General features: G+C 44.1%; 23 protein-coding genes. 16 read left to right on the forward strand and 7 right to left on the reverse strand.

Translation table 11 applies throughout. The annotated features are described in order from the left end of the window. Nucleotide 1 precedes the first annotated feature (1 nt). The 3 genes from LEP1GSC052_RS04535 to LEP1GSC052_RS04545 all read right to left on the reverse strand — a co-directional run bounded on the left by LEP1GSC052_RS04535 (nt 2) and on the right by LEP1GSC052_RS04545 (nt 2121). On the reverse strand, nt 2–925 hold the full coding sequence (locus LEP1GSC052_RS04535; RefSeq protein WP_010574638.1) for an ABC transporter ATP-binding protein: 924 nt from the start codon (nt 923–925) through the stop codon (nt 2–4). Between the two features lie 64 nt (nt 926–989). After that, the gene (locus tag LEP1GSC052_RS04540; protein WP_010574639.1) at nt 990–1286 is read right to left on the reverse strand and encodes an anti-sigma factor antagonist; all 297 of its coding nucleotides are present in this window, start codon (nt 1284–1286) and stop codon (nt 990–992) included. Nucleotides 1287–1359: 73 nt separating this feature from the next. Further along, nucleotides 1360–2121 carry a class I SAM-dependent DNA methyltransferase gene (locus LEP1GSC052_RS04545; RefSeq protein ID WP_020986644.1) on the reverse strand — a complete coding sequence of 254 codons (762 nt, stop codon included), beginning with the start codon at nt 2119–2121 and terminating at the stop codon, nt 1360–1362. Nucleotides 2122–2226: 105 nt separating this feature from the next. Here LEP1GSC052_RS04545 and LEP1GSC052_RS04550 point away from each other — a divergent pair, with 105 nt between their 5' ends. The 4 genes from LEP1GSC052_RS04550 to LEP1GSC052_RS04565 all read left to right on the forward strand — a co-directional run bounded on the left by LEP1GSC052_RS04550 (nt 2227) and on the right by LEP1GSC052_RS04565 (nt 7787). Then, complete coding sequence (locus LEP1GSC052_RS04550) at nt 2227–5655, forward strand: SpiroCoCo family coiled-coil protein (RefSeq protein WP_020985640.1); 3429 nt, start codon at nt 2227–2229, stop codon at nt 5653–5655. A 245-nt stretch (nt 5656–5900) separates the two neighbouring features. Next, a complete protein-coding gene (locus LEP1GSC052_RS04555; protein ID WP_003008197.1) occupies nt 5901–6095 on the forward strand; it encodes a hypothetical protein in 195 nt (64 codons plus the stop codon). A 6-nt stretch (nt 6096–6101) separates the two neighbouring features. Then, a complete protein-coding gene (gene map / locus LEP1GSC052_RS04560) occupies nt 6102–6860 on the forward strand; it encodes a type I methionyl aminopeptidase (protein ID WP_010574643.1) in 759 nt (252 codons plus the stop codon). A 9-nt stretch (nt 6861–6869) separates the two neighbouring features. Continuing rightward, nucleotides 6870–7787 (forward strand): DUF350 domain-containing protein, encoded by a 918-nt coding sequence (locus LEP1GSC052_RS04565; protein ID WP_020985828.1) that lies wholly within the window; start codon nt 6870–6872, stop codon nt 7785–7787. A 54-nt stretch (nt 7788–7841) separates the two neighbouring features. On the opposite strand, the gene LEP1GSC052_RS04570 is transcribed toward LEP1GSC052_RS04565, so the two are convergent. Beyond that, nucleotides 7842–8237 carry an LIC_11502 family protein gene (locus LEP1GSC052_RS04570; RefSeq protein ID WP_010574645.1) on the reverse strand — a complete coding sequence of 132 codons (396 nt, stop codon included), beginning with the start codon at nt 8235–8237 and terminating at the stop codon, nt 7842–7844. A 20-nt stretch (nt 8238–8257) separates the two neighbouring features. On the opposite strand from LEP1GSC052_RS04570, the gene queG reads away from it, so the two are divergent. From queG to rfaD, 8 genes are all read left to right on the forward strand, one after another. After that, nucleotides 8258–9211: a tRNA epoxyqueuosine(34) reductase QueG gene (gene queG / locus LEP1GSC052_RS04575; RefSeq protein WP_020986690.1), complete on the forward strand. Its 954-nt coding sequence runs from the start codon at nt 8258–8260 to the stop codon at nt 9209–9211. Nucleotides 9212–9255: 44 nt separating this feature from the next. After that, entirely contained in the window at nt 9256–11298 is a 2043-nt protein-coding gene (locus LEP1GSC052_RS04580; protein ID WP_125184784.1) for a GAF domain-containing sensor histidine kinase, read from the forward strand. Beyond that, a complete protein-coding gene (locus LEP1GSC052_RS04585; protein ID WP_010574649.1) occupies nt 11295–11663 on the forward strand; it encodes a response regulator in 369 nt (122 codons plus the stop codon). The genes LEP1GSC052_RS04580 and LEP1GSC052_RS04585 overlap by 4 nt, the downstream gene beginning before the upstream one ends. A 68-nt stretch (nt 11664–11731) precedes the next feature. After that, nucleotides 11732–12559 carry an oxygen-binding di-iron domain-containing protein gene (locus LEP1GSC052_RS04590; RefSeq protein WP_156892103.1) on the forward strand — a complete coding sequence of 276 codons (828 nt, stop codon included), beginning with the start codon at nt 11732–11734 and terminating at the stop codon, nt 12557–12559. Continuing rightward, entirely contained in the window at nt 12556–13542 is a 987-nt protein-coding gene (locus LEP1GSC052_RS04595; RefSeq protein ID WP_020986128.1) for an adenylate/guanylate cyclase domain-containing protein, read from the forward strand. Before LEP1GSC052_RS04590 ends, LEP1GSC052_RS04595 begins: the two co-directional genes overlap by 4 nt. A gap of 145 nt (nt 13543–13687) precedes the next feature. Further along, the gene (gene mutY / locus LEP1GSC052_RS04600) at nt 13688–14815 is read left to right on the forward strand and encodes an A/G-specific adenine glycosylase (protein WP_020986515.1); all 1128 of its coding nucleotides are present in this window, start codon (nt 13688–13690) and stop codon (nt 14813–14815) included. Beyond that, complete coding sequence (locus LEP1GSC052_RS04605) at nt 14812–16569, forward strand: UbiD family decarboxylase (RefSeq protein ID WP_010574653.1); 1758 nt, start codon at nt 14812–14814, stop codon at nt 16567–16569. Before mutY ends, LEP1GSC052_RS04605 begins: the two co-directional genes overlap by 4 nt. Before the next feature lie 14 nt (nt 16570–16583). Further along, nucleotides 16584–17555: an ADP-glyceromanno-heptose 6-epimerase gene (gene rfaD / locus LEP1GSC052_RS04610; RefSeq protein WP_010574654.1), complete on the forward strand. Its 972-nt coding sequence runs from the start codon at nt 16584–16586 to the stop codon at nt 17553–17555. A gap of 30 nt (nt 17556–17585) precedes the next feature. Here the strand turns inward: rfaD and LEP1GSC052_RS04615 are convergent, their stop codons facing one another. From LEP1GSC052_RS04615 to LEP1GSC052_RS04625, 3 genes are all read right to left on the reverse strand, one after another. Next, nucleotides 17586–17885 carry an ArsR/SmtB family transcription factor gene (locus LEP1GSC052_RS04615; RefSeq protein WP_000031888.1) on the reverse strand — a complete coding sequence of 100 codons (300 nt, stop codon included), beginning with the start codon at nt 17883–17885 and terminating at the stop codon, nt 17586–17588. Between the two features lie 176 nt (nt 17886–18061). Next, a complete protein-coding gene (locus tag LEP1GSC052_RS04620; protein WP_010574655.1) occupies nt 18062–18832 on the reverse strand; it encodes an SDR family oxidoreductase in 771 nt (256 codons plus the stop codon). After that, nucleotides 18822–19526, reverse strand: coding sequence for a hypothetical protein (locus tag LEP1GSC052_RS04625; protein WP_010574656.1), 705 nt, complete (start codon nt 19524–19526; stop codon nt 18822–18824). The genes LEP1GSC052_RS04620 and LEP1GSC052_RS04625 overlap by 11 nt, the downstream gene beginning before the upstream one ends. Before the next feature lie 620 nt (nt 19527–20146). Between LEP1GSC052_RS04625 and recN the strand changes: the two genes are divergently transcribed. From recN to LEP1GSC052_RS04645, 4 genes are all read left to right on the forward strand, one after another. Next, nucleotides 20147–21853, forward strand: a complete 1707-nt coding sequence (gene recN / locus LEP1GSC052_RS04630) for a DNA repair protein RecN (RefSeq protein WP_010574657.1) — start codon at nt 20147–20149, stop codon at nt 21851–21853. Nucleotides 21854–21966: 113 nt separating this feature from the next. After that, complete coding sequence (locus LEP1GSC052_RS04635; RefSeq protein WP_010574658.1) at nt 21967–22572, forward strand: MotA/TolQ/ExbB proton channel family protein; 606 nt, start codon at nt 21967–21969, stop codon at nt 22570–22572. A gap of 6 nt (nt 22573–22578) precedes the next feature. Then, on the forward strand, nt 22579–23028 hold the full coding sequence (locus LEP1GSC052_RS04640) for an ExbD/TolR family protein (RefSeq protein ID WP_010574659.1): 450 nt from the start codon (nt 22579–22581) through the stop codon (nt 23026–23028). Between the two features lie 60 nt (nt 23029–23088). Then, complete coding sequence (locus tag LEP1GSC052_RS04645; RefSeq protein ID WP_476703344.1) at nt 23089–25977, forward strand: BamA/OMP85 family outer membrane protein; 2889 nt, start codon at nt 23089–23091, stop codon at nt 25975–25977. Nucleotides 25978–25979 lie beyond the last annotated feature (2 nt).

Raw genomic sequence — 25979 nt, forward strand, 5'->3', positions numbered from 1 at the left:
CTTATCGTTGTAAGGTTAAGGACTCGAAAACGGATTCCAAGGAATTCTTTTCCGGAGCAAAGGATCTGATTTGAAACGGAGCGGTTCTCAGAATCTGAAAGATTTCTTCGGGACGGGAATTTGCGGAATGGATTCTAAATTCTCGAAACGAATCTTCTGTTTTTCCGGTTTGAACGATCTCATAGATCGGGGATTTGTCGTTTGCAAAAAACGTTTTTAAAGAATTCAAATCGGTTTCCGCAAGAATCAAACAACCTTGTCCCTTCGACACGGACGCGATCGAGGAATCCGCGATCAATTTTCCTTCGGACAACACGAGAATATGATCGCAGATGTCTTCCACTTCCTTGAGTACGTGCGAGGAAAACAAAATCGTTTTCCGTTTTCCTAATGTACGAATTAAATCCTTGAGTTCGGCGATTTGAAGCGGATCCAGACCCGAGCTCGGTTCGTCCAAAATGATATATTCAGGATCTTGAATGAGGGTTCCCGCCAAAGAAACCCTTTGTTTAAAACCTTTCGAAAGAAAGTGAATCGGATTGTAGACGACGGATTCCAACCTCAACAACGTTAATACGAAATCGATTCTTTCTTTAAGATTCTGATCCGCTCCTTTCGCTTTTCCCAAAAAGGAAAGATATTCGTAAACGGTAAGATCGAAATAGATGGGAGAGGATTCCGGAAGATAACCGATCTTTTTTTGAATCTCGATTTTGTTTTCGAAAAAATCAAGACCGTCGTAAAGGATTCTTCCTTCGTTCGGATGTAAGGAACCGGTGAGAAGTTTGAGAGTTGTGGTTTTACCCGCGCCGTTCGGGCCGAGCAGGCCCGTGATTCTTCCTTGGGGAATTTCAAAACTAAGACCGGAAACCGCGATCTTTCCCGGATAAAACTTGGCGAGTTGACTGACGGAAATCGTTCCCATTGGGATTAATCACAGAGTTCCCGAATCTCGTCGAGAGCGGCAATCGTTTTTCGAAACGGAAAGACTAAAGACCGAGTTTACCGTCCACTTTGAATTTCTTTAAGACTTCCAAAAGATCCGCGCTTAGATTTTTAATCTTCATCTTCACTCCGTAGTTGTCCATCATGTTCTTTACGGTTAAGAGTTTGGCGATTCCGCTCGAAGTGATCTTCTTAACCGGGTCGACCGAAAATTCCACTTCGGTCATGGAACCTGTGGACGCGGTTCTTGTCACCTCGTCGAAGATTTTATCATAACCGTCGATTACCGGAGTATCGATTGCAACTTTACCGAACTTGCCTTCTATTTTGAATTTTGACATATGATCTTTCCCTTAAATACGCGCGCTAACGGAGTAGACGAAGCACTTTACGATCTGAAGAAGATGATAAATATCATCGATTTCGTAAATTAATTTCCGTACTTCGGCAAAGATAATTTACAAGTGACGCGTCTTCCCTCAGGTTCCATTCTTCATAATCGGAACCTTCTTCCAAAAGAATCAGTCCGCATTCTTCTAAAAGAATTCGAATCGTATTTCTTGGGAAGTATCTGTGTCTGTGAACTTCCGAAAATTCTTCCTCTAATTTTCTGTGAGAGAAGGTGAGAGTGGATTCCAATACGTTCGATTCTTCCAAAAACCGATTGATCCATCGGATTTTGTAGTCTCCGATTCTTTCCACAAAAGTATGACCGTCGAAGTGATTCTTAAAGTTGTAGAGGCTACTTAGATCGAAAAAGAAAAGTCCGTCCGGGTTCAAGTGCGATCGAATTTTGGAAAAAACTTTTTTCAGTTCTTTCTCGTCGTTCAAGTAATTCAACGAATCGTGTGTGGAAAGAATGAGATCGAATTTGCGATTTTTTAAATCAAAATCCTGAAGATCGGCCTGAATCAATTCTCCTGAAATCGGCTTTTTTCTCGCAATTTCGAGCATTTCCGAGCTGGAATCGATTCCGGTGCATTGGATGATTTCGGGAAATTCTTCCCAGAGTTTGCAGGTTCCGCAACCCAAATCCAAAACGGTTTTCGGAAGAATATTTCCGGTCTGACCCGCGTACGAAGAGAGAATGAATTCCGACCAACGTCCGTACTGGACGTCCTTCATAACTGCGTCATAAACCGACGAAAAGCCGGAATAAGGCTTTTTTTTAAGCATAATTTAATTTTTTCTTGCTCTTTTTACGATCTTTCCAATAGTCAATCGTAATTTGATGAGACATAATGTTTCCGGAAAAATTGTGTCTATGGTAAACAAAATTCAATGGGAATAGAATTACTCCTGCCGTTTATAGCCAGCGTAGGAATTACAATCCTTCTTCGAAGGCTGGATAAATCCAACTATAAACTCAGTCAGATCAAACGTTTTACGGGAAAAGTTCAAGACGAGTTAAACGACATCGCTCTTGAAAAAATCCAATTCGTAAAAGACGCAGGAATCGATTTAGAAATCAGCCTCAAACAAACGCGCAAACTCGCAAACGACGTTCACGCTCTCAATGAAGAATCCAGACAACTTCTGGATTCCATCAAAACCAACCGCGACTTTTTGGATTCCGTCGCGCGCGATTTGAAAGAAGTAGTGCAACTTTCCTCGGATATTCGGGAAGAATCCAACGCGATTCAACAGGGACTTCTGCGTATGGAGTCCGGTAAAAAAGAAATTCAACTTCTGGATCAAAAGATTTTGGATCTAAGATCCGAAGCGGAAGCGATCCTCGAAGTGTTTACCGATAAGGTCAATCTTCGTTCGGACGAACTTTTACAATCTCTCGCTTCCAAAATCGTGGAGCTCGAAGAACTTTTAGAAATCAAAAACGATAAGATCGATCAAGGTCTGAATTCGATCGCCGCAAACTACAGAGACAGTTTGGATGCACATTCCAATTCTCTAATGCGTGATTCCGTGGGAAGAATCGAACAACTTCGTTCCGAAATTTCTTCCTTATTCGAAACCATCCGTCATAAAGAAGAGGATTTGGATCTAAGATCCGAAAAGTTGCAAACCGTATTCTTAACCGTAAGCGATAAACTCGAACGTTTGGATTCCCGTGTGGAAGAAAAAGCGGAAGCGGCGGATCGCAAACTCGAAGAGATGGCGAGACTTGCGGAAAAATCCGCTCAGGAAAAACTGGATCGAATTCTCGAACAGGTCACTCATTCCAAAGAGGCGTTTATCAACGGTGTCAAACTCGAAGTCGATTCGATTCGAAGAGAAATCGAAGGGATGAGTTTGGAAACCATGACCCGTCGCGACGAAATCTTAAACGAAACAAGACGTCAGGCGGAATCGATCAACGAATCGATTCAATTCTTCCAGGAAAAATATCTGGAAGCGGAAAACAAACTTCTCCGCCAAGCGGACGCACGTAAGTCGGAACTGCTCCGTCAGATCGATACGTTCGAGGAAGAATTCAACCGGATCAGCAGCAATCTTCGCAGCGACGCGGACGGTTTGAAAAAAGATATTTCCATGGGTCTCCGCGAATTTCATTCCGCTTTGGATTCCGCGAGAGAAGACGCAAAAGAAAAGACGATCCACGGAATTTCCAATCTCAAAGAGGAATTCGATTTAGAACTTTCTAAACTTCATTCGGAAAGATCCGCTCTCATTCAACAGGATCTCGACGCCGTGAGACAATCCATCGTCGCTTTGGATAAACAGATTTCAAGTCGTATTAAGGATGTGGATTCGTATCTCGGCGATCTTCAATCCGCGATGGAATCCAGCGCTGGCGATCTGATGTCTCAGGTGGAAGAGAAGATCGATCTTCTTTCCGGAACCGTGGACGAGGAAGTTCGTAAGATCGATCAGAGATTCGAAAATCTTTCCCGTTATTGGGAAGAGGAATTGGGCAATATCCGTTTGAACGCTCAGGATCAAATGGGTCGTCTTCAGGAAAAACTCGGAGACGTTCATGTGGAAGGCAAGGGTCTTCTGGAAGAGTTTAAAAACGAATACGCGATCCAAAAAGACAGGATCGAAGAATTCGTTTCCCGTTATAAAACCAATTTTCAAAAAGAAGGGGATTCCGTTTCCGAAAGACTCGGCGATTCTCTGCGTAACATCAAAGAGGATGGAAACGAAATTCTCCAGACTCTTCGGGAAGAATTTTCCGGAACCATCGACAAGATGGAACAGATCGTTAAAAAGAACGAAAAGGTTCTCGAAATCCACGCGGAAAAAATCCGAACCAGCGTGGAATCCAATCTGGAAAATGCGGGCAAAGACGCCGAACGCGTGTTAGACCGTCTGCGCGATTCGGCCGAAGACTTCTTCGAAAAACAGGAAGAGAAGATCAGTCGTTTAAACGGAACCATCGACGCGAAAATTTCTAAACAACTTACTTCTCTTATGGACAAGGGACAGTTGCAGTTGGGTCAGCTCGAGGAAAGAATCAGCAAATACATTCTCGACGTGAAAAAGAATTTAGAAGATTCTCTCAAGGCTTCCCGCAAGGACAGCGACGATCAGATGAAGGGTTTTCAAAAACAACTTCAGAATCAGCTGCGAGAAATGGAAGCCGCTTCCGAAGAATTCCTTCGTTCCGGTAAGGAAGAGTTCAAAGGTTCTATGGAAGAATACAGAGAACTTCAACTCGATCTCAAACGGGACTTGGAAGAAATTCGCAACGCTAAGAAAAATCTCATCGCCGAAATTCAGGAAGAATCGGAAAGTCTTCGTTCTTCCGTGGAAGAGATCACCGATAAGATGGAAGAGCTCGGAGAAAAAGCGGAACTCTTTCACAAAGCGAGCGAGATCGTCGAAAGAACCGATTCGTATATCCGAACGATGGAAGAACTTTTGTCCAAAGCGGACGAAAGAACTCCTTTGTTAAACGAAATCGAAGAAAAATTAAACGAACTTCAAAATATAAAACATTCTCTCGTAAACGAAACGGAAGACTTAAAACTCAGATTGGATTCTCTGAATTCGATCAAGGATTCTTCCGATTCTCTTCGCAACGAGTTCGAAGAACTCCAAAGAAGATCTTCCGATTGGGAAGATACGTTTACGAGACTTCTCGAAGCGGGTGAAAAAGCCCTGGAGATGGAGGAAACTTTCGGAGATCTTACCGCAAGACTCGAAAGTTTGGAATCCGTTCGCGAAGAAGTCAAAGGTCTTTTCGACGAGACCGACGCTCATAAGGAAGCGGCTAAAGGTCTTACGAATAAACTCTATTCTCTTCAAAACGACGTCGAAATTCTCGAAGCGAGAGAAAAGGAAATCGCGGAAACCGTTCGCAAAACCGACGACCGGATCGAATCCTTGTTCCGCAAAAAAGAAGAGATTCGTTCCGTGGAAGCCAAGTTCGAAAAGATCGAAGACCTTATGGTCGATCTTTCCGAAAGACACAAACAGATCTCCACGTTGCAACATCGTATGGAAGATTTGAAAGCCGGTGCGATCGTTGTGAAGGAAGACCTCGAAGGTCTTTTGAGCGAAGCGGACGACAAGTTCGAAAAACTTTCGGGTTTCTTGGACGCGGTAGGCGCGGTTACGGAAGGAAATCCTTCTTCGAGCAAGTCGAAGGATTCTTCCAAGGATCATCTGATCCAAAGGAAGAAGGCCACGGTGTTGAATCTCTATCACAACTTTCAATGGCCGGCCGAAACCATCGCCGAAAAACTAAACTTAGAGACGGGTCTTGTGAATACGATTCTACAAAGCGAGTCCGTTAAGAAGAAATGAAATATTTCTTGACGGCGCGTAACTTGAGCTCTATGTCTCATTTTCTAAGTTATGGTATCATTTTTTTTAAAACAAAGGTAAGGTCGCAAAGGGGAAAGTTCTAAAAGGTTGTTCTTTTTCCGGGTTTCTGAAAAGAATGCAAACTGGAACCGAAAACGGAACAAAAACAAACTGGACGACCGTGAACCGGAGCAATATTGAAGATGGCACAAAAGAAGAAAACTAAGACAGAGAGGAAGAACTCAATGGCTGGAAAGAATGTCGAAAAGGAAACCCTGATCGTAACGAGCAAAGTAAAGGCTTACATCAAGTCTAAAGGATTTATGACTTCCGGAGACGCGATTGACGGTTTGAATGAGAAGATTCACCAACTGATCGATGACGCAGTGAAACGTACTGAATCCAACAAAAGAAGTACGGTTCGCCCGACTGATTTCTAATTCGATTTGATCTTCATCAAAAACAAGAGCGAAATCGAAAAAATGAGAGCGGCTGGGAAACTGGCCGCTAAACTTTTGGATTACATTTCCGCATACGTTCTGCCCGGCGTTTCGACGTTGCAGTTGAACGATCTTTGCGAGGAGTTTACCAAAAAGCACGGAGCAAAATCCGCTCCGCTCGGTTACAAAGGATTTCCTAAATCGATCTGTACTTCCGTGAATCAAGTCGTATGTCACGGGATTCCAAAAGCGACGGATGTTCTAAAGGAAGGGGATATCATCAATATCGATGTGACTCCTCTTTTGGACGGCTATCACGGTGATTCTTCCCGTACGTTCATCGTAGGCGGCAAGACGCTCCCCGAAGTGGAAACCCTCGTGAAGGATACGGAAAGAGCGATGTATATCGGCATCGAACAAGTCAAACCCGGCAACCGAGTACACGATATTGCGAATGCGATCGACGATTTTCTCACTCCGAAAGGATACGGAATCGTTCGCGATTTGATGGGACACGGAATCGGAAGAGGTTTTCACGAAGATCCTCAGATCCCTCACTTTCGTCAGAATCGAAAACTTGCAAAGCTCGAACCCGGTATGATCTTTACGATCGAGCCGATGGTCAACCTCGGAACTTGGCAAGTCAACTTCTCCAAAGAAGACCATTGGACCGTAACCACAAAGGACAACAAGTGGTCCGCTCAATTCGAGCACACGATTCTCGTCACCGAAAAAGGCTATGAAATTTTAACCGTATCGGGGTAAGCTGGTGTCATGGAAACAGTACTTGGTTATCTGAGCGCTTTGGGTAGAGACGCCGTATTTTTTTTAATCAGTTTTGTTCTCTTTTACATCGGTAAAAAAATCAAGGATTGGATCGAACCCGGCGATCTCGATCACGAAATCATAGTCAACAACAACACGGCGGTCTCTTCGGGTTTGTCCGGTTATTATCTCGGACTCACTTTGATTCTTCTCGTCATTCTATCTTCCCCCGGAACGGATTTTATCTCGGATTGTTTTCAAGTTTTATACTACGGCATTCTCGGAATTCTTCTTTTGAACCTTTCCTACTTTATCAACGATAAGGTGATCTTTCGAAGTTTGGATTTTAACGAACTCGTTTATTCGGGTAAGAATGTAGCCGTGGGCGCGGTCGTTTTCGGAAGTAGCATCGCGTCTTCGATCATCATTGCGGCTTCCTTAAGCGGGGACAACGCGGGACTTGCGTTCCCGATCTGGAAGGATCTTGGGCTTTTGGAACCGGTTCAAAAACTTTTGGACGGAACCACGCTCGGAGTTTTGTTTTTTTCGATCGGACAAATCGCTTTGATCCTCTTTACGCTCGCGTATCGTAAGATCGTTCCGTATTCTTTGGATGTGGAACTGAAGGAAAAGGAGAATCTCGCCTCCGGGATTTCCTACAGCGGCGCGTTAGTCGCGCTTGGAATCATCATCGCGAGGGCGCTTCATAAGGATCCGATTTCCATGGAACACACTTTGTTCCAGATCTTTTTGGATTTCGTGCTTGGATTGATCGTAATTCCGGCCGTACGTCTTTTGACGGACGCGGTAATTTTGCCGGGAAGCACTTTAAAAGAGGAAATCAGTCGGGATCAAAACGTCGGCGTGGGAATTTTGGAAGCGGTCGTACTCATCAGCTTTGCGGGAATTCTATTTTACGCGGTTTAAGGTTTTCGCGGGATTTCTTTCGCAAAGAAATACTTCTCCGTTTCTGATTTCGTTTTAATAAATTTCTCTGGAAGTGTAAAGTTTCCATTCGAAGTGATAGACTTTGCGGATTCCGTACTCGAAAGAATCTTTGAGAAGTTTGATTCGATCCTCTTCGGAAAAATTCTCGATCGAACCGGAAACTTGTACGGTTTGTAAAACCTCGGAACCCAACTCCGCGAAAATATATTTATGATTGGTATGAAACGGTTTCAAATCCCTTTCCTGAAAACCTTTCAACGCTCCGACTACGGAAGCGAACACGATCTGTTTGGAAAGTTTATCCTTCGGCAAAACCGCGAGACGAATCGCGGAGACTACGTCCGCATAGGAAATGATGCCGGAATGATTCGGAAGAAGAGCGATGTCCGTTCGAGGGAATTTAATCTTTTCGGATAATTGTTTTTGCATAATCGATTTGTATCAAATTTATGATCGAAAGTAAAGAAATAATTTCCGAATTCAAAAACCTGATTGAAAGCTCGGGTTTTGATCTTTATGGAATTTGTGACGCAAAAATTCCACAAGAAGACAGAGATAACATTCTTTCCTGGGTAAAGGATGGAAAACACGGAAAGATGGAATGGTATCCGAAGAACATGGATCTTCGTTTGGATTTTAAGAATCTCGGCTTCGATCCAGTTTCCGTAATCGCACTCGGAACGATTTACAACGATCCCGAATACGACGAGTTCTCCCGAAAAATGTCGTATCGATTTTCAAGATACGCGATCGGAGAAGATTATCATCGCGTACTCCGAAGACTTGCAAAACCTCTAATACAGGCCTTGCAAACAAAATATCCGAATCATAAGTTTCGGCAAGGCGTGGATTCTCTACCGGTTCCCGAAAAGGTTCTCGCGCGAATGGCCGGACTCGGATGGAAGGCGAAGAATACGAATCTCATTCATCCCGAATTCGGGTCCTTCTTTTTTATCACCGTGATCTTAACGGATCTGCCCGTTCATACGGCGCAGATCGAAGTTAAGGATCGTTGCGGAACCTGCACGGCTTGTATCGATTCCTGTCCGACCGGCGCCTTGGAACCGTATCGAATCGACGCCGGAAAATGTATATCGCATCACACCTTGGAAGATTCTTCCCTGAAGATCGAAAACACGCACGGATGGCTCGCGGGTTGCGACGTTTGTCAGGACGTCTGTCCTTGGAATCACGTAAAAGCGCGTAAAAAAGGGATTCGAACAAAACGGGAAGAATTTAGAACCCGTTCTTACTTTAAGGAGAATCCGGATTCCGTCCTGGATTTCGACGAACAAGAATTCAAAAATCACTTTTCTGACTCCGCGATCTCACGAATGAGCTTCGATATGTTTCAAAGAAACGCGAATATGTTAAAAAATGATTTAAAAAATCCCAAAGTTTGATCGAATATCGTTCTCGGATTTTCGATCCGAAAACGGTTTTGACCATGAATTCTAATCCGGAATCAGGGGAACAACTTAAGCCACCGATCTTTCGAACCGACAAACTCGGCGTATACATCTCCTCAAACGAAGAATTTCAAAAATTTTTGGAGCTAAACGAGATTCGGGAAGAATCGTTTCGTTTCTCCAAACAGGTTTCGAGTCTCATCCAAGAATTCACACAGAAGGCTTTTAGGGATAAGATTATTCTTCCCATCGAGTTTACGACCGAAGTGGGTTATATCAAACCTCGGTTCGTATTTTTAAGAAAGTTATTCAAGGACGAAGAAGTATCCGAAGTGGAAGGCGTTCTACTTCCCGAACTCGAAAGGATAGAACCTCGTCAGGACCGAAGAATCAAAATCAACCGTTCCTATCTCATTTCGAACGAAATCAATCAATGGATTCTAAAATCCAAATCGGTTCAAGAACTCTACGGAGGAATCTGCAAGATTCTGGTCGCGGAGGAGAACTTCGGATTCGTATGTTTTGGAACGGTGGAATCTAGGAAAAATCTAATATTCAAAGTTGCTTATGCGGGTGAAAACCTATTTCAATCCAAAGAGGATTCGGAAGCGATCGATTTAGGGCCAGCGCTCCGCGTGGTCAAAACCGGAAGTCCTTTGATCGTAGAGGACATCGGTTCCCAAGAGGATTTCGGAACCTGGAAAGAATCCTGTCTCAAGGCAGGTTTGAAATCCATGGGAGTTTTTCCCATCTTTCTCATGGGAGAATTGACGTCCGTCCTCTGCATTTTTTCAAAAGAGACGGATTATTTTTTGGAAGAAGAAGCGAACGCTTACGTAGGAATCGCAAAAAATCTGGGATTAGGACTTAAGAATATTCGAGAAAGCGAACAAAGATTTTTAGCGGTAAACGCGATGCGGGAAAGCGACGAACGTTTTCAGGCGATCTTCGAGACCGTGGTCGACGCGATCATCATGATCACGCCGAAAGGAACGATTATGATGTTCAACACGGCCGCGGAAAGAATGTTCGGTTATAACTTCACGGAAGTCGTCGGAAAGAACATAAAGTTTCTGATGCCGGAGCCGTATCATTCCGAACACGATCATTATCTTCTTCGTTATTTGGAAACGAGGGAAAAAAAGATCATAGGAATCGGAAGGGAAGTGATGGCTCTTCGAAAGGACGGAACCGTTTTTCCGGTAGAGTTGGCCGTATCGGAATTTTTTCAAAATCAAAATCAGTATTTCGTCGGAGTGATCCGCGACGTTACCGCCCGCAAAAAATCAGAAACCGAACTCAAGGAAAAGACGAACGCACTGGAGGAATTGAATCGAAGCCTCGAAGCGAGGGTGGAACGGGAAATCGAAAACAGAAGGGAACAGGAAAAGGCCCTGATCCTAAGATCGCGTCTCGCGGATATGGGAGAGATGATCGGAAACATCGCACATCAGTGGAGACAACCTTTGAACGCGATCGGTTTGTTCGTGCAGGATTTCTTATATTCCTATCAAGCAGAGGAGATGGACGAAAATTACATACGTCAATCCACGGATAAAATCATGAATTTGCTCGAGCAGATGTCCGGAACCATCGACGATTTTAGGAATTATTTTCGTCCGAATAAGACGAAGGAAAAATTCTCCGTAAGATCGGCGATCGTCAAAACGTTTTCACTCTTAGAAGAAAGTTTAAAAAATCAAAATATTAGGATTTACTTTAATTTAGATTCGGATTATGAAGTATTCGGTTTTCCTAATGAATTTTCGCAGGTAATCCTAAACGTAATCGCGAACTCAAGGGACGCAATCATGGAAACGAAACCGGAAGAACCTCTTATCAAGGTAGAATTGAGCGAAAAAGATGGTAAAAAACTTGTTTCCATATCGGATAACGGAGGAGGAATCGAGGATTCCGTTCTTGAAAAACTGTTTCAACCGTATTTTACGACCAAGGATCAAGGCAAAGGAACCGGAATCGGACTTTATATGTCGAAGTCTATCGTAGAGAACAATATGGGCGGAAGAATCTACGCATACAATTCCGAACAAGGCGCGGTGATGGTCATCGAACTTCCATGAGACAAATCCCAATAAAACTTTTGTATGTAGAAGACGAGGTGTTGATTCGAATCATGATGGTTCGTTTTCTGGAACGTTTTACAACTTCTGTACGTTCGGCGGAGAACGGAAAAATCGCTTGGGACATGTTCCTTGAGTATCAACCCGACGTAGTAATTACCGATATCAAGATGCCCGTGTTAGACGGAATCGAACTCACGAAAAAAATTAGAGAACAAAATTTGAATATTCCGATTGCCGCAGTAACCGCTTTCTCAGAACCTGAGATTATAGAAGCGGCGCGCAACGCAGGTGTAAACGAGATCATCATCAAACCTGTAAGTGTGGATAAGTTAAGAAAGCTACTTCTTACATTCGAAAAATAGAATATTTGTAAACCGACGGATCGATATACGTTACGATCAATGGATCGAATAGAATAAGGAGTCGGTATTTGTCAGTAGAAATAGCTCAAACAGACAATCACAAGAACGTCCCACGAGAACTCACGTTGGAAATCGATACGAACTACGCGGTTGAAATCGCGGAAGACGTTTATTGGATCGGTTTTTACGACGAAAGAGAATCCCTTCACTGTAATCCCTACATGATCAAGAACGGGGAAAACACCATTCTGATCGATCCCGGATCGATTCCGGACTTTCCGGTCGTTGCGAGAAAGATATTCTCGCTCGTCGCTCCGGATTCCATAGAAACGATCATTCTTCAGCACCAAGATCCGGATCTATGCGCCAACGTTCCCATCTTCGAAGACTTACGAGGCGATACTCAAGTACAGTTGATCGCGGAAACAAGAACCGTTTATCTCATCAAACACTACGGAGTGAAAGGAAGCGTGGTTCGTATCGGAGACAGTCTCACCGATTTTGAAACTCCGAGCGGAAGAAAACTTCAATTCATCAGTACTCCGTTCGCGCATTCTCCGGGTGCGATGATCACATACGACGTTAAGTCGAAGGTTCTTTTTACGAGCGACATTCTCGGCGGTTTAGGAAACGAATGGGCCTTGTATCACGACGCAAGAGCCCTGGACAATATGAAGGCGTTTATGCAAGCCTACATTCCATCGAATCTCGCTCTGCGTTATGCGCTTCTTCGGATTCAGAGTTTCGACGCGGACGTGATCGCACCCCAACACGGACAAATCATCCGTAAGGAACAACTTCCTGCGATCATCGACGAACTTTGGAATCTTCCCTGCGGATTGGATCTGATCAAGGACGATATGATTCAAAAGGCGAGAAAAGGAGATCTGCGTTGAACGAACTTGCTGAATTTGCGAAGAGTATCGCGATCGGAAGTCCCGAAGACATCATTCGAAGAGAAGAGGACTACTATCGCGCTTTGAGTCGGATCGTCCGTTATCGAAATAAGGAAGCGTTGACGAGAGAGATGATGAATCACTTGGTCAACAGCGACCGCAATCGGATCTTGGAAGAAAAAAAGAAAGCGGACGTCTTATTGCAGAATATTCTTCCCGAATACATGATCGACGAGTTGAAACTCAAAGGAAAGGTAAGGCCGATCCAACACGAAAACGCAGTCGTGATCCTTACGGACTTCGTAGGTTTTTCGGATATCAGCCGTTATATGAGCCCGAACGAACTTCTCAAAGAACTTTCGATTTACTTCGACGAATTCGAAAGAATCTGCACCAAACATAGAATCGAAAAAGTAAAAACGATCGGGGACGCCTTCCTTGCGGTCTGCGGTCTGGGCGGATACAAAAGAACCGCGAAACTCGATTCCATTCTCGCTTCTTTGGAAATGATGGAATACACCGAAAGAAAAAAGAAAGAGAAGATCAAGGAGGGAGACGACGCTTGGGGGCTTCGAATCGCGATTCATTCGGGGACGTTGATCGCCGGAGTCGTCGGTCATACGAAGATCGCCTTCGACATTTGGGGACATACTGTGAACCTCGCTTCTCGGATCGAAAACATAGGCGAACCCGGAAAGATCACCGTGTCCAAATCGGTTTACAACGACGTTCGGGATTATTTCGAATGCGCTTATATCGGAATGAAGGAGCTCAAGGGTGTAGGAAGTCACGATCTTTATACGATCGATTCCATCAAAAAGAATTTGGGAAACGGGGAATCGTCTCAAATTCCGGGTGAGAATTTTAGAAAACTGTATAAGGCCTTGGAGCAGGGAAAACACATCATGTTCTCGGACGGGAAATATCATATTTCCAATCCGGAGAAGTCGGAAAAACAAAGAGCGCTTCTCACGAGAGAATGAATTGTCTCCGAGAAAGACAAAAACGTCTCGGATCGTCTCGTAACTTTTTCGGTTTTCGGATGAAAATTAGAATCCGGGAACAAAACAGGATTTACCTTCCTCACGGATCTCATTCCATGTAAAGAAATCGCATTTCTTTACGACTGTGGAATCCAAAACCAACTCCATCGATACAAAACTAATTTCGGAACTCAGAAAGAATCTTCTTTCCTGGTTTCAAAAAAACAAAAGAGAACTTCCGTTTCGAATCAACAAAAACGCATATCGAATTTGGGTGAGCGAAATTATGCTCCAGCAAACCCGAGTCGCGGCCATGCTTCCGATTTATGAAACGTTCTTAAAAAGATTTCCCGATCCGCAAACCTTACAAGCCGCTTCGGAAGAAGAGGTGATGAAATACTGGAAGGGGCTCGGTTATTATTCCAGAGCTAGAAACTTAAGAAAGGGCGCGGCGATGATCGTCGCCAAACACGACGGATTTTTTCCGAAAGAATACGACGAGGCGTTGGCGATTCCGGGCGTGGGAAGTTATACCGCTTCCGCGGTTTTGTCGATCGCGTACGGAAAACAACACGCCGTCTTGGACGGAAACGTGAAACGAGTTTTATCCCGATTGTTTTTGATCGAGTCCGATCCTCTTGCGAGTTCAACCAATCAAATCCTCGGAAACTTGGCGCAGGAATTTTTAACTCCCGGATCGCCGGGAGATCACAACGAAGCGATGATGGAACTCGGAGCCTTGGTTTGTGTTCCCGTCCCGAATTGTTCTTCTTGTCCTTTGGCAAATCGTTGCGAGGCCCGCATCGCCGGAAAAGAAAAGGAAATCCCCGCTCCGAAATCGGTGGAGAATTGGATCGAACTCGATCTCAACTTTTTATTCGTAAGATCGCCTAACGGACTATTGGCGGTAAAGTATCCGAGTCGAAGATTTTTTAAAACCATCTATTCTTTGCCGTTTCGATTGGAAGGAAAACATCCGTATGAAAAGGACGAGTTCGCGGAAGAATTGTTCGAGGCTCCTTCGTTAAGGGAGAATTCTCTAAGCACAAGACATTCGATCACCAATCATAAGATTCGTTTGAAATACAGCGAACTCGAAGAAACAAACGCGGCCAAAATTGAAAAAATCCTGCAAAAAAGAAAGGACGTCGAATTCAAGTGGGTCAAAGAATCCGATCTCAAGGAAGAATTTCCGTCGTCGATTTCGGGCAAACTGATCCAACTTAAGAATAAGAATAAAAAACAACCGGAACTTCCGGTAGGAAAGTCATGAAAATCAGATCCACCTCCGAATTCGTAAAGGAATTACAAAGACACAAAGAGTTACTCGTAATCGAAGAGGAAGTCGATCCGGTTTTGGAACTCGCCGAAATTCAAAGACGTGTGGTCGACAAAAGAGGACCCGCGGTACTTTTTAAAAACGTAAAAGGTTCCCGTTTTTCCGTCGCGACCAATCTCTACGGATCCGAAAGAAGAATGAAAATCGCTTTCGGCGAGGATCCGATTCGGTTCGTGCAAAAAATTGCATATACGATCCAACACTTTCTTCCTCCGACTCCCTCCAAAATCTGGGATTTGAGAACGATCGCGTTTCAGGCTTTGAGAGTGGGATTGAAAAAAGTCAAAACCGCTCCGGTGCTCGAACATACATTAGATTCTTTGCATGAACTTCCCACGATCAAGTCCTGGCCCAAGGACGGAGGAAATTTCGTGACCTTACCTTTGGTTTATACGGAAAGTCCGAAAACCGGAAAGGGAAACCTGGGAATGTATCGGATTCAAATCCACGGACCGATGGAAACCGGAATGCATATCCAAATCCACAGAGGGGGCGGAAATCACTATTACGAAGCGGAAAAAGAAGGAAACTCTCTTCCGGTTCATATCTACGCCGGAGGTCCTCCCGGGCTTACGATCGCGGCGGTTGCACCTCTGCCGGAAGAGATCAGCGAATTGATTCTCGCCTCTTTGTTGTTAGGTGAAAAACTTGGAATCAAAAGAGATAAAAATATTTCTTCTCTTCCTATCGTAGCCGACGCGGACTTTCTGATTCGGGGGAACATTCCTCCAAAGATACGAAAACCGGAAGGACCTTTCGGAGATCACTACGGTTACTACGCCTTAAAACACGATTATCCGATCGTTCAAGTCGGTAACATCTATCATCGAAAGGACGCGATTTGGCCGGCGACCGTTGTGGGCCGTCCTCCGCAAGAGGATCATTGGATCGCGGAATATTTGCAGGATCTTTTGTCTCCGATGTTTCCGGTCGTGATGCCCGCGGTCAAAGGGGTTTGGGCGTATGAAGAATCGGGAGTTCATTCTTTGGCCGCCGCCGTCGTAAAGGAAAGATATCAGAGCGAAGCGTTTACGGGCGCGCTTCGGATTTTGGGAGAAGGTCAACTTTCCCTTACGAAGGTCCTTCTCGTCACGGATCAAAACGTGGAACTCAAGAACTTTAGAGAAACGTTTATTAGCGTTTTGGAAAGAATGAATCCGGTTACGGATCTTCATATTTTCGCGAATATTTCCCAGGACACGTTAGACTACACCGGACCGGAAGTGAACAAGGGAAGTAAGGCGATATTTCTCGGTTCGGGCAAAAAGAAAAACGATCTCAAAACCCGTTTTCAGGGAAAGTTTACGAATTCTTTCTTTAAAGATCCGAAGGTTGCCTATCCGGGAGTTTTGGTCGTATCGGGTCCGAAGTACAAAATCAAGGACGGGGTTCCCGCAAAACTTCTCAAGGAAAAATCGATCAAAGACTTTTTGTTCGTCTTTATCGTGGACGACTCCGAGGACGCGACCAAAAGCGATCACGATTTTATCTGGTCGATCTTTACCCGTTTCGAACCCGCCGGAGACATATACGCAGACACGAAATTAATCCGAAATCATCCGGCGTTGTATCCTCCCGTCGTGATCGATTGCAGAATGAAAACCTGGTATCCTTCCTTGACGGAGGCGGACGCAAAAACGATCCGCAAAGTGGACGATAGATTTGGTAGACTGATAGACTCTCTTTAGGAAATTTGAATTCTATGACTAAAAAAAGATGTATCGTTACCGGCGGAGCCGGGCTGATCGGATCCAATCTTATCCAGGAACTCAATCGACAAGGGATCGACGATATTTTGGTCGTGGATCATTTGGGAACGTCGTCCAAATGGAAGAATCTTCTCGGAAAAAAATATTCCGATTATCTCGAAAAGGACCGTTTTTTGGAGGCCGCAGTCCGTTCTAATCTATTAAAAGATTATGATATTCTGTTTCACTTGGGAGCCTGTTCCTCCACGACCGAAACGGACGCTTCCTATCTCATCGAAAACAACTTCGAGTATACAAAACTTCTCGCAAACGAATCCTTAAAGAACGGAATTCGTTTCGTGTACGCTTCCTCGGCCGCAACCTACGGGGACGGGGCTCACGGATACGACGATAAGGCGCCGATCGATTCTTTGAAGCCGCTCAATATGTACGGATATTCGAAACATATGTTCGACCTCTATGCGCAAAAACACGGTTTTTTAAATCGAATCACGGGGATCAAATACTTCAACGTGTTCGGATACGGGGAAGGTCATAAGGGAGACATGAGAAGCGTCGTTCTGAAAGGATACGAGCAGATCAAAAAAGAGGGAACGATTCGTCTTTTTAAATCCTATAAACCGGAATACAAGGACGGGGAACAAAAAAGGGATTTTTTATACGCAAAAGACGCCGCTAAGATCACCGCCTATCTCGCGTTTGGCGGACACGGAGGTCTTTACAATCTCGGAAGAGGAATCGCGGAAACCTGGAACGATCTCGTGTCGGCCATCTTCGATACGTTGAAACTTCCGAAAAACATAGAATATACTGAAATGCCGGAAAGTTTAAAGGCAAAATACCAGTATTATACCTGCGCCGATACGGCGAAACTTTTGAAAACGGGCTATGGAGATGGATTTACTCGATTGAGCGATGCGGTGAGAGAGTATGTAACCCTCCTCGATGAGGAAGAGGGTACATAACTAATCTTTAAAGTGATTTTAAAGGATTGATTAACCGTAGATTTTGACGATCGTACGGATCAGATCCTTGTATTTTCCGTCTTTCAGATAATAGAAGACTTGGTTGGATTCTTTTCTGCTGGAAAGGATTCCGTTGATCTTCATTTTGCTGAGGTGCTGAGAAGCCGCGGATTGGCTGATTCCCAGTAAATCCACAAGTTCGCCTACGCTGTGTTCTTTCTGAGATAGGAAGAAAAGAATCTGCAAACGGTCAGGGTGAGCGATCCCCTTGATCCCGCGAATTGCGGATTCTAACTGGTTTTTCTTTAATGCTGATTTTTCTTTAGACATTGTTTTACTCTTATTTATATTTCTAAAAGAAGATGCTTTTTCTTTTTAGACCAAAATACCAAATTTAGTTTATTCAATTTTAGTAATCTAGTAAATCTAAATTTGATAAATTACGGTCTATTATATTATAATTTTATCTTAGTGTAAAGTTATTTTCTTAAAAAAACGATTTCCGATTAAATTTTTACTCCACCTGAAATTTCTAATATAACTCCGGACACTAAATCGTTGTTAGCAATGAACTCAGCAGTGAGAGCAATCTCATGAGGTTCTCCTAATCTACCGATCGGGATCAACGCTTCCCATTTTTTTAATGCTTCCGGATTCATATCCTTCATTACCATTTCTGTTTTTATAAATCCGGGCGCAATACCTGCCACACGAATGCCGTATCTACTTAATTCTTTTGCCCATAGTTTTGTCATCGATGCGACGCCCGCTTTCGCTGCGGAATAATTCGTTTGTCCGGGGTTTCCGTGCATTGCAACGGATGCAATCGGAATGATAACACCTTTGCTTTTGCTTTCTATCATTTGAACTGCGGCTTCTCTTGCGGTTAAGAATACTCCGGTTAAGTTGACGTCTATAACCGATTGCCAATTTGAGAGTGACATTTTAGAAACTACTTTGCCAGTTTCTTTATCCGTTTTTACTAATAAACCGTCTCTTAAAATACCTGCGTTCAAAACGGCGACGTCCAAACTTCCGAAATGTTTCACCGCGGACTGCATAAGCTTTTCTGCATCTTCTTCTTTCGATACGTCCGCTTTGAAAGAAAATACTTCCGCGCCTAAAGCCTTGATGTCGTTTTCCGCTTCTTTCAGTTTTTCTTCAGATATGTCCGAAAGAACAATTTTTGCCCCTTTTTTGGCGAAATGCTCCGCCATGGCTTTACCGAGTCCGCCTGCGGAACCGGTAACGAGTACTGTTTTACCTTTAATGTCCAAGATTGTTTTCCTTTAATTCTTTACTTCTGATGCTGATGTATTCTTCGGAGAACGGAATTTCCACGCGTGCGATCGTTTCGTGTTCGCGAGTCATGATCCTAAAGAGATGCGGATCTATATTCTCACTTTTTAATAGAATCATAATGAGAGCGATCCCGAGTCCCGCTCCTTCCGTATTGTCCATGTTGTCCATATAGAATTCCGCGATGTCGTTGTAACTCATCGCCTTTCTCATCTTCTCCCGCATCCTTTCTTCTTCTTCCTCGATGACGGGAGTGTTGTTCGTGACTTCGACCACGACACCTTGATTCGTATAAGTAATGTTTAATTTTACAGAAATTCCACGTGCAAGACATCGTTTGCCATATTCATCCGCCATCTTTTCGGAGAACTTCGCTTTAAACGCGGTGATTCCTTTTTCGTAATCTTCCGGATTTCGAATGTCCAAACCTTCGTCTTCGAAAAAGACCCGTTTCTGATTCGCTTTGACTCCGTTGATGGACATCTCTTTGGTGATCGTATATAACATTTCGATATAACGAGTTTGTCCGACCTTTGTTAAGATTTCCGTAATGATTCTGAGGACGTATTTTTCAAGTTTTGAGTTCATCCGGGAGGATTGAACCGTAATTCGGGAACGAGTTTGGATGAGTTCGGACAGTTTCTGATCTAGGTCTTGAAAACTTTTTGCCATATTTTTTTAAATCCCCGTTTATACCGGACGCTACAAATTTCCCTGTCAGTTTCGATCACAAAGAGAGGGAATCAATCAAATTCCAGAATTAGGATATTCTAAAAATCGATTAAATCCATTCGGAATCCCAAAGGCCGTTTCTCACCCGAGAATGGTGATTCCGAGATTCATTCTTTAAGGTTCGATCTGTCGTCGGTTTTATAACCTATCGTCGGCAAATTTTTCTCATAGAATCACAAAAGAATGTATTCTTAATTCTTCATATTTGAATTTGAAAAATTATCGGATTCATTATTATAAGAAGGGAATTTCTAAATTCGTAAAGTAGGAGTTTGTCGTTCTATCGTTTGGTTCTTAAGGAATCGATAACATACTCCCGCGTCGTCTTCATTTGCTTTTGTGTCAAACAAACACGGTCCAAGGCATTTCACTTTCATAATTTAAAAGGAAATGAATTTCGGTTTTGGTTTTTTCCATTCTCCCTTGCGCCTCCGGCGAATCCGACCTAAATCGTTTGGTCTTTGAATTAGAAAAAAATTCGGTCCCAAGAAAAAAGGATTGCAATCATTTGTATAGCAATTATATGAAGGGTATAATTTGTTTAGTATTTCGAGGTATGTATGCTGAAGACCCTGAATATAAGAGATTTTGCTCTGATCGAAGACGCTTGTATCGATTTTCAAAAAGGAATGACCGTGATCACGGGGGAAACCGGGGCCGGAAAATCCCTGATCCTGGACGCCATCTCGTCGCTGTTAGGCGGTAAGAGCAGTCCTATGGAAATCCGAACCGGAGCGCCGCGTTATGTGTTAGAGGGAGTGTTCGATCTTTCCAAAAACCCCGTCGCTGTAGAATGGTTGAAGGAGAAGGGATTTCCGTTTGATTCCAAAGAACTGACGTTGCACAGAGAATGCAGTCGGGACGGAAAATCCAGAATTCTCATCAATCAATCCCTGGCTTCTTCGACCACGTTACGCGGTTTGGGAGAATTGCTCGCGGAAGTGCACAATCAAAACGATCAGATTCTTCTTTTGGATCGAAGCGAACAACTCGATATCATCGATCTGCACGCGGGTTTGATTCCGCTTCGAAACGAGGTGAAGGAATGTTTTCTCACATACAGAAGTTTGAAAAAACGTCTGGAGGAACTTCGCAAGAACGAAGAGGAAAAATCCAAACGGATCGAATTTCTTACGTTTCAAATCAAAGAGATCAAGGAAGCGGATCTGAAAGAAGGAGAAGAGGAGGGTTTGGTACAAGAGGAACATCTTCTCGCGCACGGAGAACTTCTTGCGGAGAATTATGAAATTCTTTCCTCGTATCTCGCCGATAGCGAATCCGCGATTCTTCCTTCGTTTCCGAGACTTTTAAGCGCGGCGGAAAAGATCAAATCGATTCAACCCGATTTCGGTAAGACCTTGGATTCGTTACAGGAGATTTACATTCAGTTAAAAGAAATCAATTCTTCCGTGTTGGATGAAAAGGAGGAGATTTTCTTTTCTCCCGATCGTCTTCAGTTCGTTCAATCCCGTTTGGATCTGATTTCCAAAATCAAAAAGAAATACGGTTCCACCGTAAGCGAGGTTCTAGATTGCAAAAACAAGGCGGAACAAGAACTCGAAGCGATGGAAAAAAATTCCAAAAATAAGGAATCCATGGAAACCGAAATCGAGAAGGTCACTTCCAGACTCGGTTCTCTTTCGATTCAACTTTCCAAAGCGAGACGGGAATCTTTGATTCGTTTCGAATCTTCTTTGAAATCGGAATTGGAACAACTCGGAATGCCGGGCGCCGCGGTTCAGGTGGTTCTTCGCTGGGAACCGAGTCCCGAAGGTGAAATTTCGGCTTCCGGTAAAAGTTATATCGTAAACGAATCCGGTTTGGATCAACTCGAGTTTTATTTCAGTCCGAACCCAGGTGAAAAACCGAGACCTCTTCGTAAGATCGCTTCCGGTGGGGAAGTTTCCAGAGTGATGCTCGGCATTCGTTCCATTTTGGGCGGACAATCCAATCTGAGAGTTTTGATTTTCGACGAGATCGATTCCGGTTTGGGCGGAGAGATCGCTATGGATGTGGCTCGTAAACTCAGAAATCTGGCGGGGAATCATCAGCTGATTTTGATCACACATTTGCAGCAGATCGCGTCGGCGGCAAACGACCATCTGAAAATCACAAAATCGGTGGAAGGCGGGCGTACTTTTTCGAAGGCGGAATTCTTGAGTTTAGAAGAACGAACTTTGGAACTTGCGAGAATGATTTCGGGTCAAAGGGTATCGAAAGGCGCTCTTGAACACGCTAAAGAACTGCTGAAAAAACAGGCGGTCTAATGGTGCAGATTTCCCGATTTGGAATCCCTGTAAAAAGGAGGTACGCGGATTAGAAAACTGTTTGGCAGCTGCAAGAGAGTTTTAAACTCTACTCAGGGGAGAATTTTACTCAAATGTTTTTAGCCAAATCCGATTCTCTGATTTCCGCGATTCCTCCGGAATCCGTACCGATCGTTATCGTTTTAGTTTCCATCATCGGTTTTACAATCATCATCGAAAGATTGATCTACTTTTCAAAGTGGAAACCGATCACTCCCGAGGATTGGCGTTCTCTCAAAGACTTATTCCGTCAAAAAAATTGGGACACCGCGACCGATTATCTCAAAGGTTTGAGCAATGGTCCTTCCGCTCAGGTTCTTCACGCGGGAATCGAATCCAGTCGTAGAAACTCGGAAGCCGCCGAAGAGGAAATGCTCTCCGCCGGTTTTGCTCAGATTTTAAAAATGGAAAGATTTCTTTCCGGACTCGGAACCATCGCGACGATTTCTCCCTTACTCGGAGTTCTCGGAACGGTTTTGGGAATCATTCGTTCTTTCGAAGAAGGTTCCGGTACGAGAGGAGCGGAAGTGGGAATCAGCGAGGCCTTGATCACTACCGCGATGGGTCTTGCGATCGCGATTCCAGCTTACGTTGCTTACAATTACTTTCAAAAGAAAAAGGAAGATACGATAGCCGAAATGGAAAACCTTTCCGGTCAGGCTCTCAAATATCTGAAATAATCCCCTATGAAATTCAGAAAGTTTCGATCTTCCGCAAGTAGAACGGGCCAAATCGAATTAGCGCCTCTCATCGACGTTATTTCTTTTATCGTTATTTATTTTTTGATGAACGCGACTTTGGAAAAATCGACGGTGATGAAGATCGAACTTCCGCGTTCTTCGTCGACCGCACAAGAAAAGAAAAAAGACGAACTTGTGATTACGGTCAACAAAGACGGTAAGGTGTTCTTGGATAAGGACACGGATCCGGTTCCAGTGGAAAAACTTACCGAGAAGATAAACGTTTTCCTCGGACCGGCGGATAAAAGAGAACCGGGTAAAAACAGAGTTATCATTCGAGGCGACGGCACAGCGAGTTACCAAACCGTGATCAAGGTCATCGACAAGGTAAACGAGGCGGGAGTTAGTAAATTTAACTTAGCCATGGTGCGACAAACAGGTTCCGGGGAAAAATAAAAATCCGGTTGAGAAGGTTTTGGTTCTGGTTGCAAATATCGGGTGGCTTTAGACTTTACGTTGAAACGAATATTCTCCCTAACTCTGAAAGGATCCGTAATCGCGATTCTTTTAGGACTTTTATTCAACTCAGGAGAACTGACTCAACTCCTTTCCAAACGTTCCGACTTTTTGGGAAAGGTTATCAAAGAAGTCAAATTCAAGGGAAATAAAAACACGCCCGACGGCGATCTCGAATCCATGATCGAGATGAAGGTCGGCAAAACCCTCACGAAAAAAATTCTCGACCGAGATCTCAAAACGCTTTTTAACTCGGGTTTTTTCTACTTCGTCGATATCCAAGCGGAAGATTTACAAGACGGCGTTCGTATCATCGTCGATCTCAAAGAAAGACCGCGCGTACGAGACGTGGAATTCGTCGGAGCCGACGAGGTTTTTCCCGCGGACTTACGGGATAAACTTCCTCTCAAAGACAACGAAGTCATCACTCCACAAAAGATCACCAAGTCCAGGGATTTGATTCTCCAGAAATACAGGGACGAAGGATTCTTTCTCGCATACGTAAAAGTGGAATTGGGAAAACCCGATCCGAAAACGAACTTAGTGCGCGTTCGTTTTATCATAGACGAAGGCGAGGAAATTCCCGTTTCCAAAATCAACGTCTACGGAAACGAATCGATTGAAACGTCCGAAATTCTTTCGGTGATGGAGATGAAGGAAGAAGGAGTTTTCGAAGGCGGAAACTTTAAGGAATCTTCCTTTGAAAAAGACAAGGATACGATCGTCGCTTACTTAAAAAGTAAGGGTTATCTCGACGCGGAATTGATCCGGGAAGGAACGAACTGGGAAATCCATTGGGAGAATCCCGAAAAAAAAGACCGAAGAGTAATCATCGTAAACATTAAGATTTCCGAAGGTCAGGTTTACTTCTTCAACGGTTATACGTTAAATCACGATATGTCCTTGGACGGAGAAGGTCGTCCTCTCTTCTTAAACAAGGAGAAAAATCCTCCCGAAACTTCCAAGGACGAACTCAAACCACTTTTTACTCCGAAAGAAATCGAAAGAGGTTTGGATTACAGCGACGGGGACGTAGGCGTGATCTTCGACGAAACCCGTTTTATGCGGGATCGCGGAGCGATGAACGAACTCTACAGTTCGAAAGGTTATCTTTTCGCGCAGGTGATTCCCCGCAGAAAAGTGATCTCTCTCGATCGGGAAAACATAGAATATTACGAAAACTGCTACAGCCGTAAGTCCGAAGAAGAAAGAAAAATCTGCGAAACGGAATACACACAACTTCACGTTAAGCGTCTCAGGCAACTCTATAACACCAAACCGGAGTTACACGGTAAAAAATTCGTTCACGTGGATTTTAACATCCGCGAAAACAATTTGGCGTATGTCGAAAACGTAGTCATCAAAGGAAACAAAAAGACCCAGGATCGGGTGATTCGAAGAGAATTACTTTTTAAACAAGGGGATTTGTTCAACTCCACTTTGGTAAACCGTTCTCGGGAAAGAATTTATAACCTAGGTTACTTCAAAGAAGTGAACTTCAACATGAGACCCGGTTCGGATCAGACGAAAATGAACCTGATCATCGAGGTTCTCGAACAACCGACCGGAACGGTTTCCATGGGGGGCGGTTACGGAACGATCACCGGTTTCTCGATCTTCACCGAGGTCGGGGAAAACAACTTAAACGGAACCGGTCAAAAAATTTCGGGACGTCTTGAATTCGGTCCGTATCGCAGACTCTTTCAGATTACTTGGACGGAACCTTGGCTTTACAATAAACCTTGGTCTCTTTCTCTTTCTCTTTTTTATTCCTCGAGAATCTACAACGTCGGTGCGGTTTCGATCACGGAGAACAACAACCAATCTTCGATCAAGGAGCAGGCGATCTATTCTCGGGACGGGGTGGGTTTTACGGTCGGTATCGGTCATAGGATCTTTATCAACTGGACTCACTTCCACAGATATTCTCCGAGTATTTACGCATCGACCAATCCTTCTTCCCTCGTATCGGATCAGGTTCTTGCCGAGGTGCGGAGAGGTTGGCAGTTCCGTTCTCAGATTTCGAACGGGATCGCGTATGATATCCGGGATAACGTATTCAACCCGACACAAGGATACGACTTACTTTTCCAGATGGACAACGTAGGTCAGTTGTTAGGCGGTCAGTCCCACTTCGATCAGTATAGAATTCTCGCGGAATACTATCATACCTGGTTCGACTATAGTTTCTTCGGTCTTTTCAGAAACAACGCGCTTAGACGTTGGAGAGTCGTTCAGGAATTTAGAAGTTCTTCCTTGTTTACCTTTCAACGCGTTCCTTCGTACGGGAAACAGGATCCGATTCAGAATCCGTATATTCAGTTGCAGGACTTACAGTTCTTAGGCGGTTACGAATCCTTGCGCGGTTGGTTCTACAACGATGCGAAGTATCCCACCGAATGGAGGGACGGGGCCGCGAGCAGGATGATCTTCGGTTCCGAACTTCGTTTTCCGATCGAACCCACCTTACTCTGGTTAGTCGCCTTTTTCGACGCAGGCGCTCTTTATGAGGAAGTCAACCGCGCGACCGGGGTGCGAAGGGATCTTTTTACGACCTACGACCAACGGATTCGAGAAGCACAACTCAAAGATCCGGTCGGATACGCGCTCACGAACAATTATAATCTAAGCGCGCTTCGCAAAGCGGATTATACATACGAAGAATTGAACAATCCCGCGAACCTCGTTCTTTCCGGAAACAATATCGCATTGGATAAGTTTCGATTCTCCTGGGGGGTCGGTCTTAGAATTCAGATCCCGGTTCTTCCGCTTCGGATTTATTTCGCACAGAAGTTGAAATACTCCGGAGTTGCGGATCACCCGTTTACAAAATTCGATTCGGACAACGCGTTTCAGTTTGTATTCGGGATCGGAGACTATAGGTTTTAACC

The organism is Leptospira kmetyi serovar Malaysia str. Bejo-Iso9 (assembly GCF_000243735.2).
GTDB lineage: Bacteria > Spirochaetota > Leptospiria > Leptospirales > Leptospiraceae > Leptospira > Leptospira kmetyi.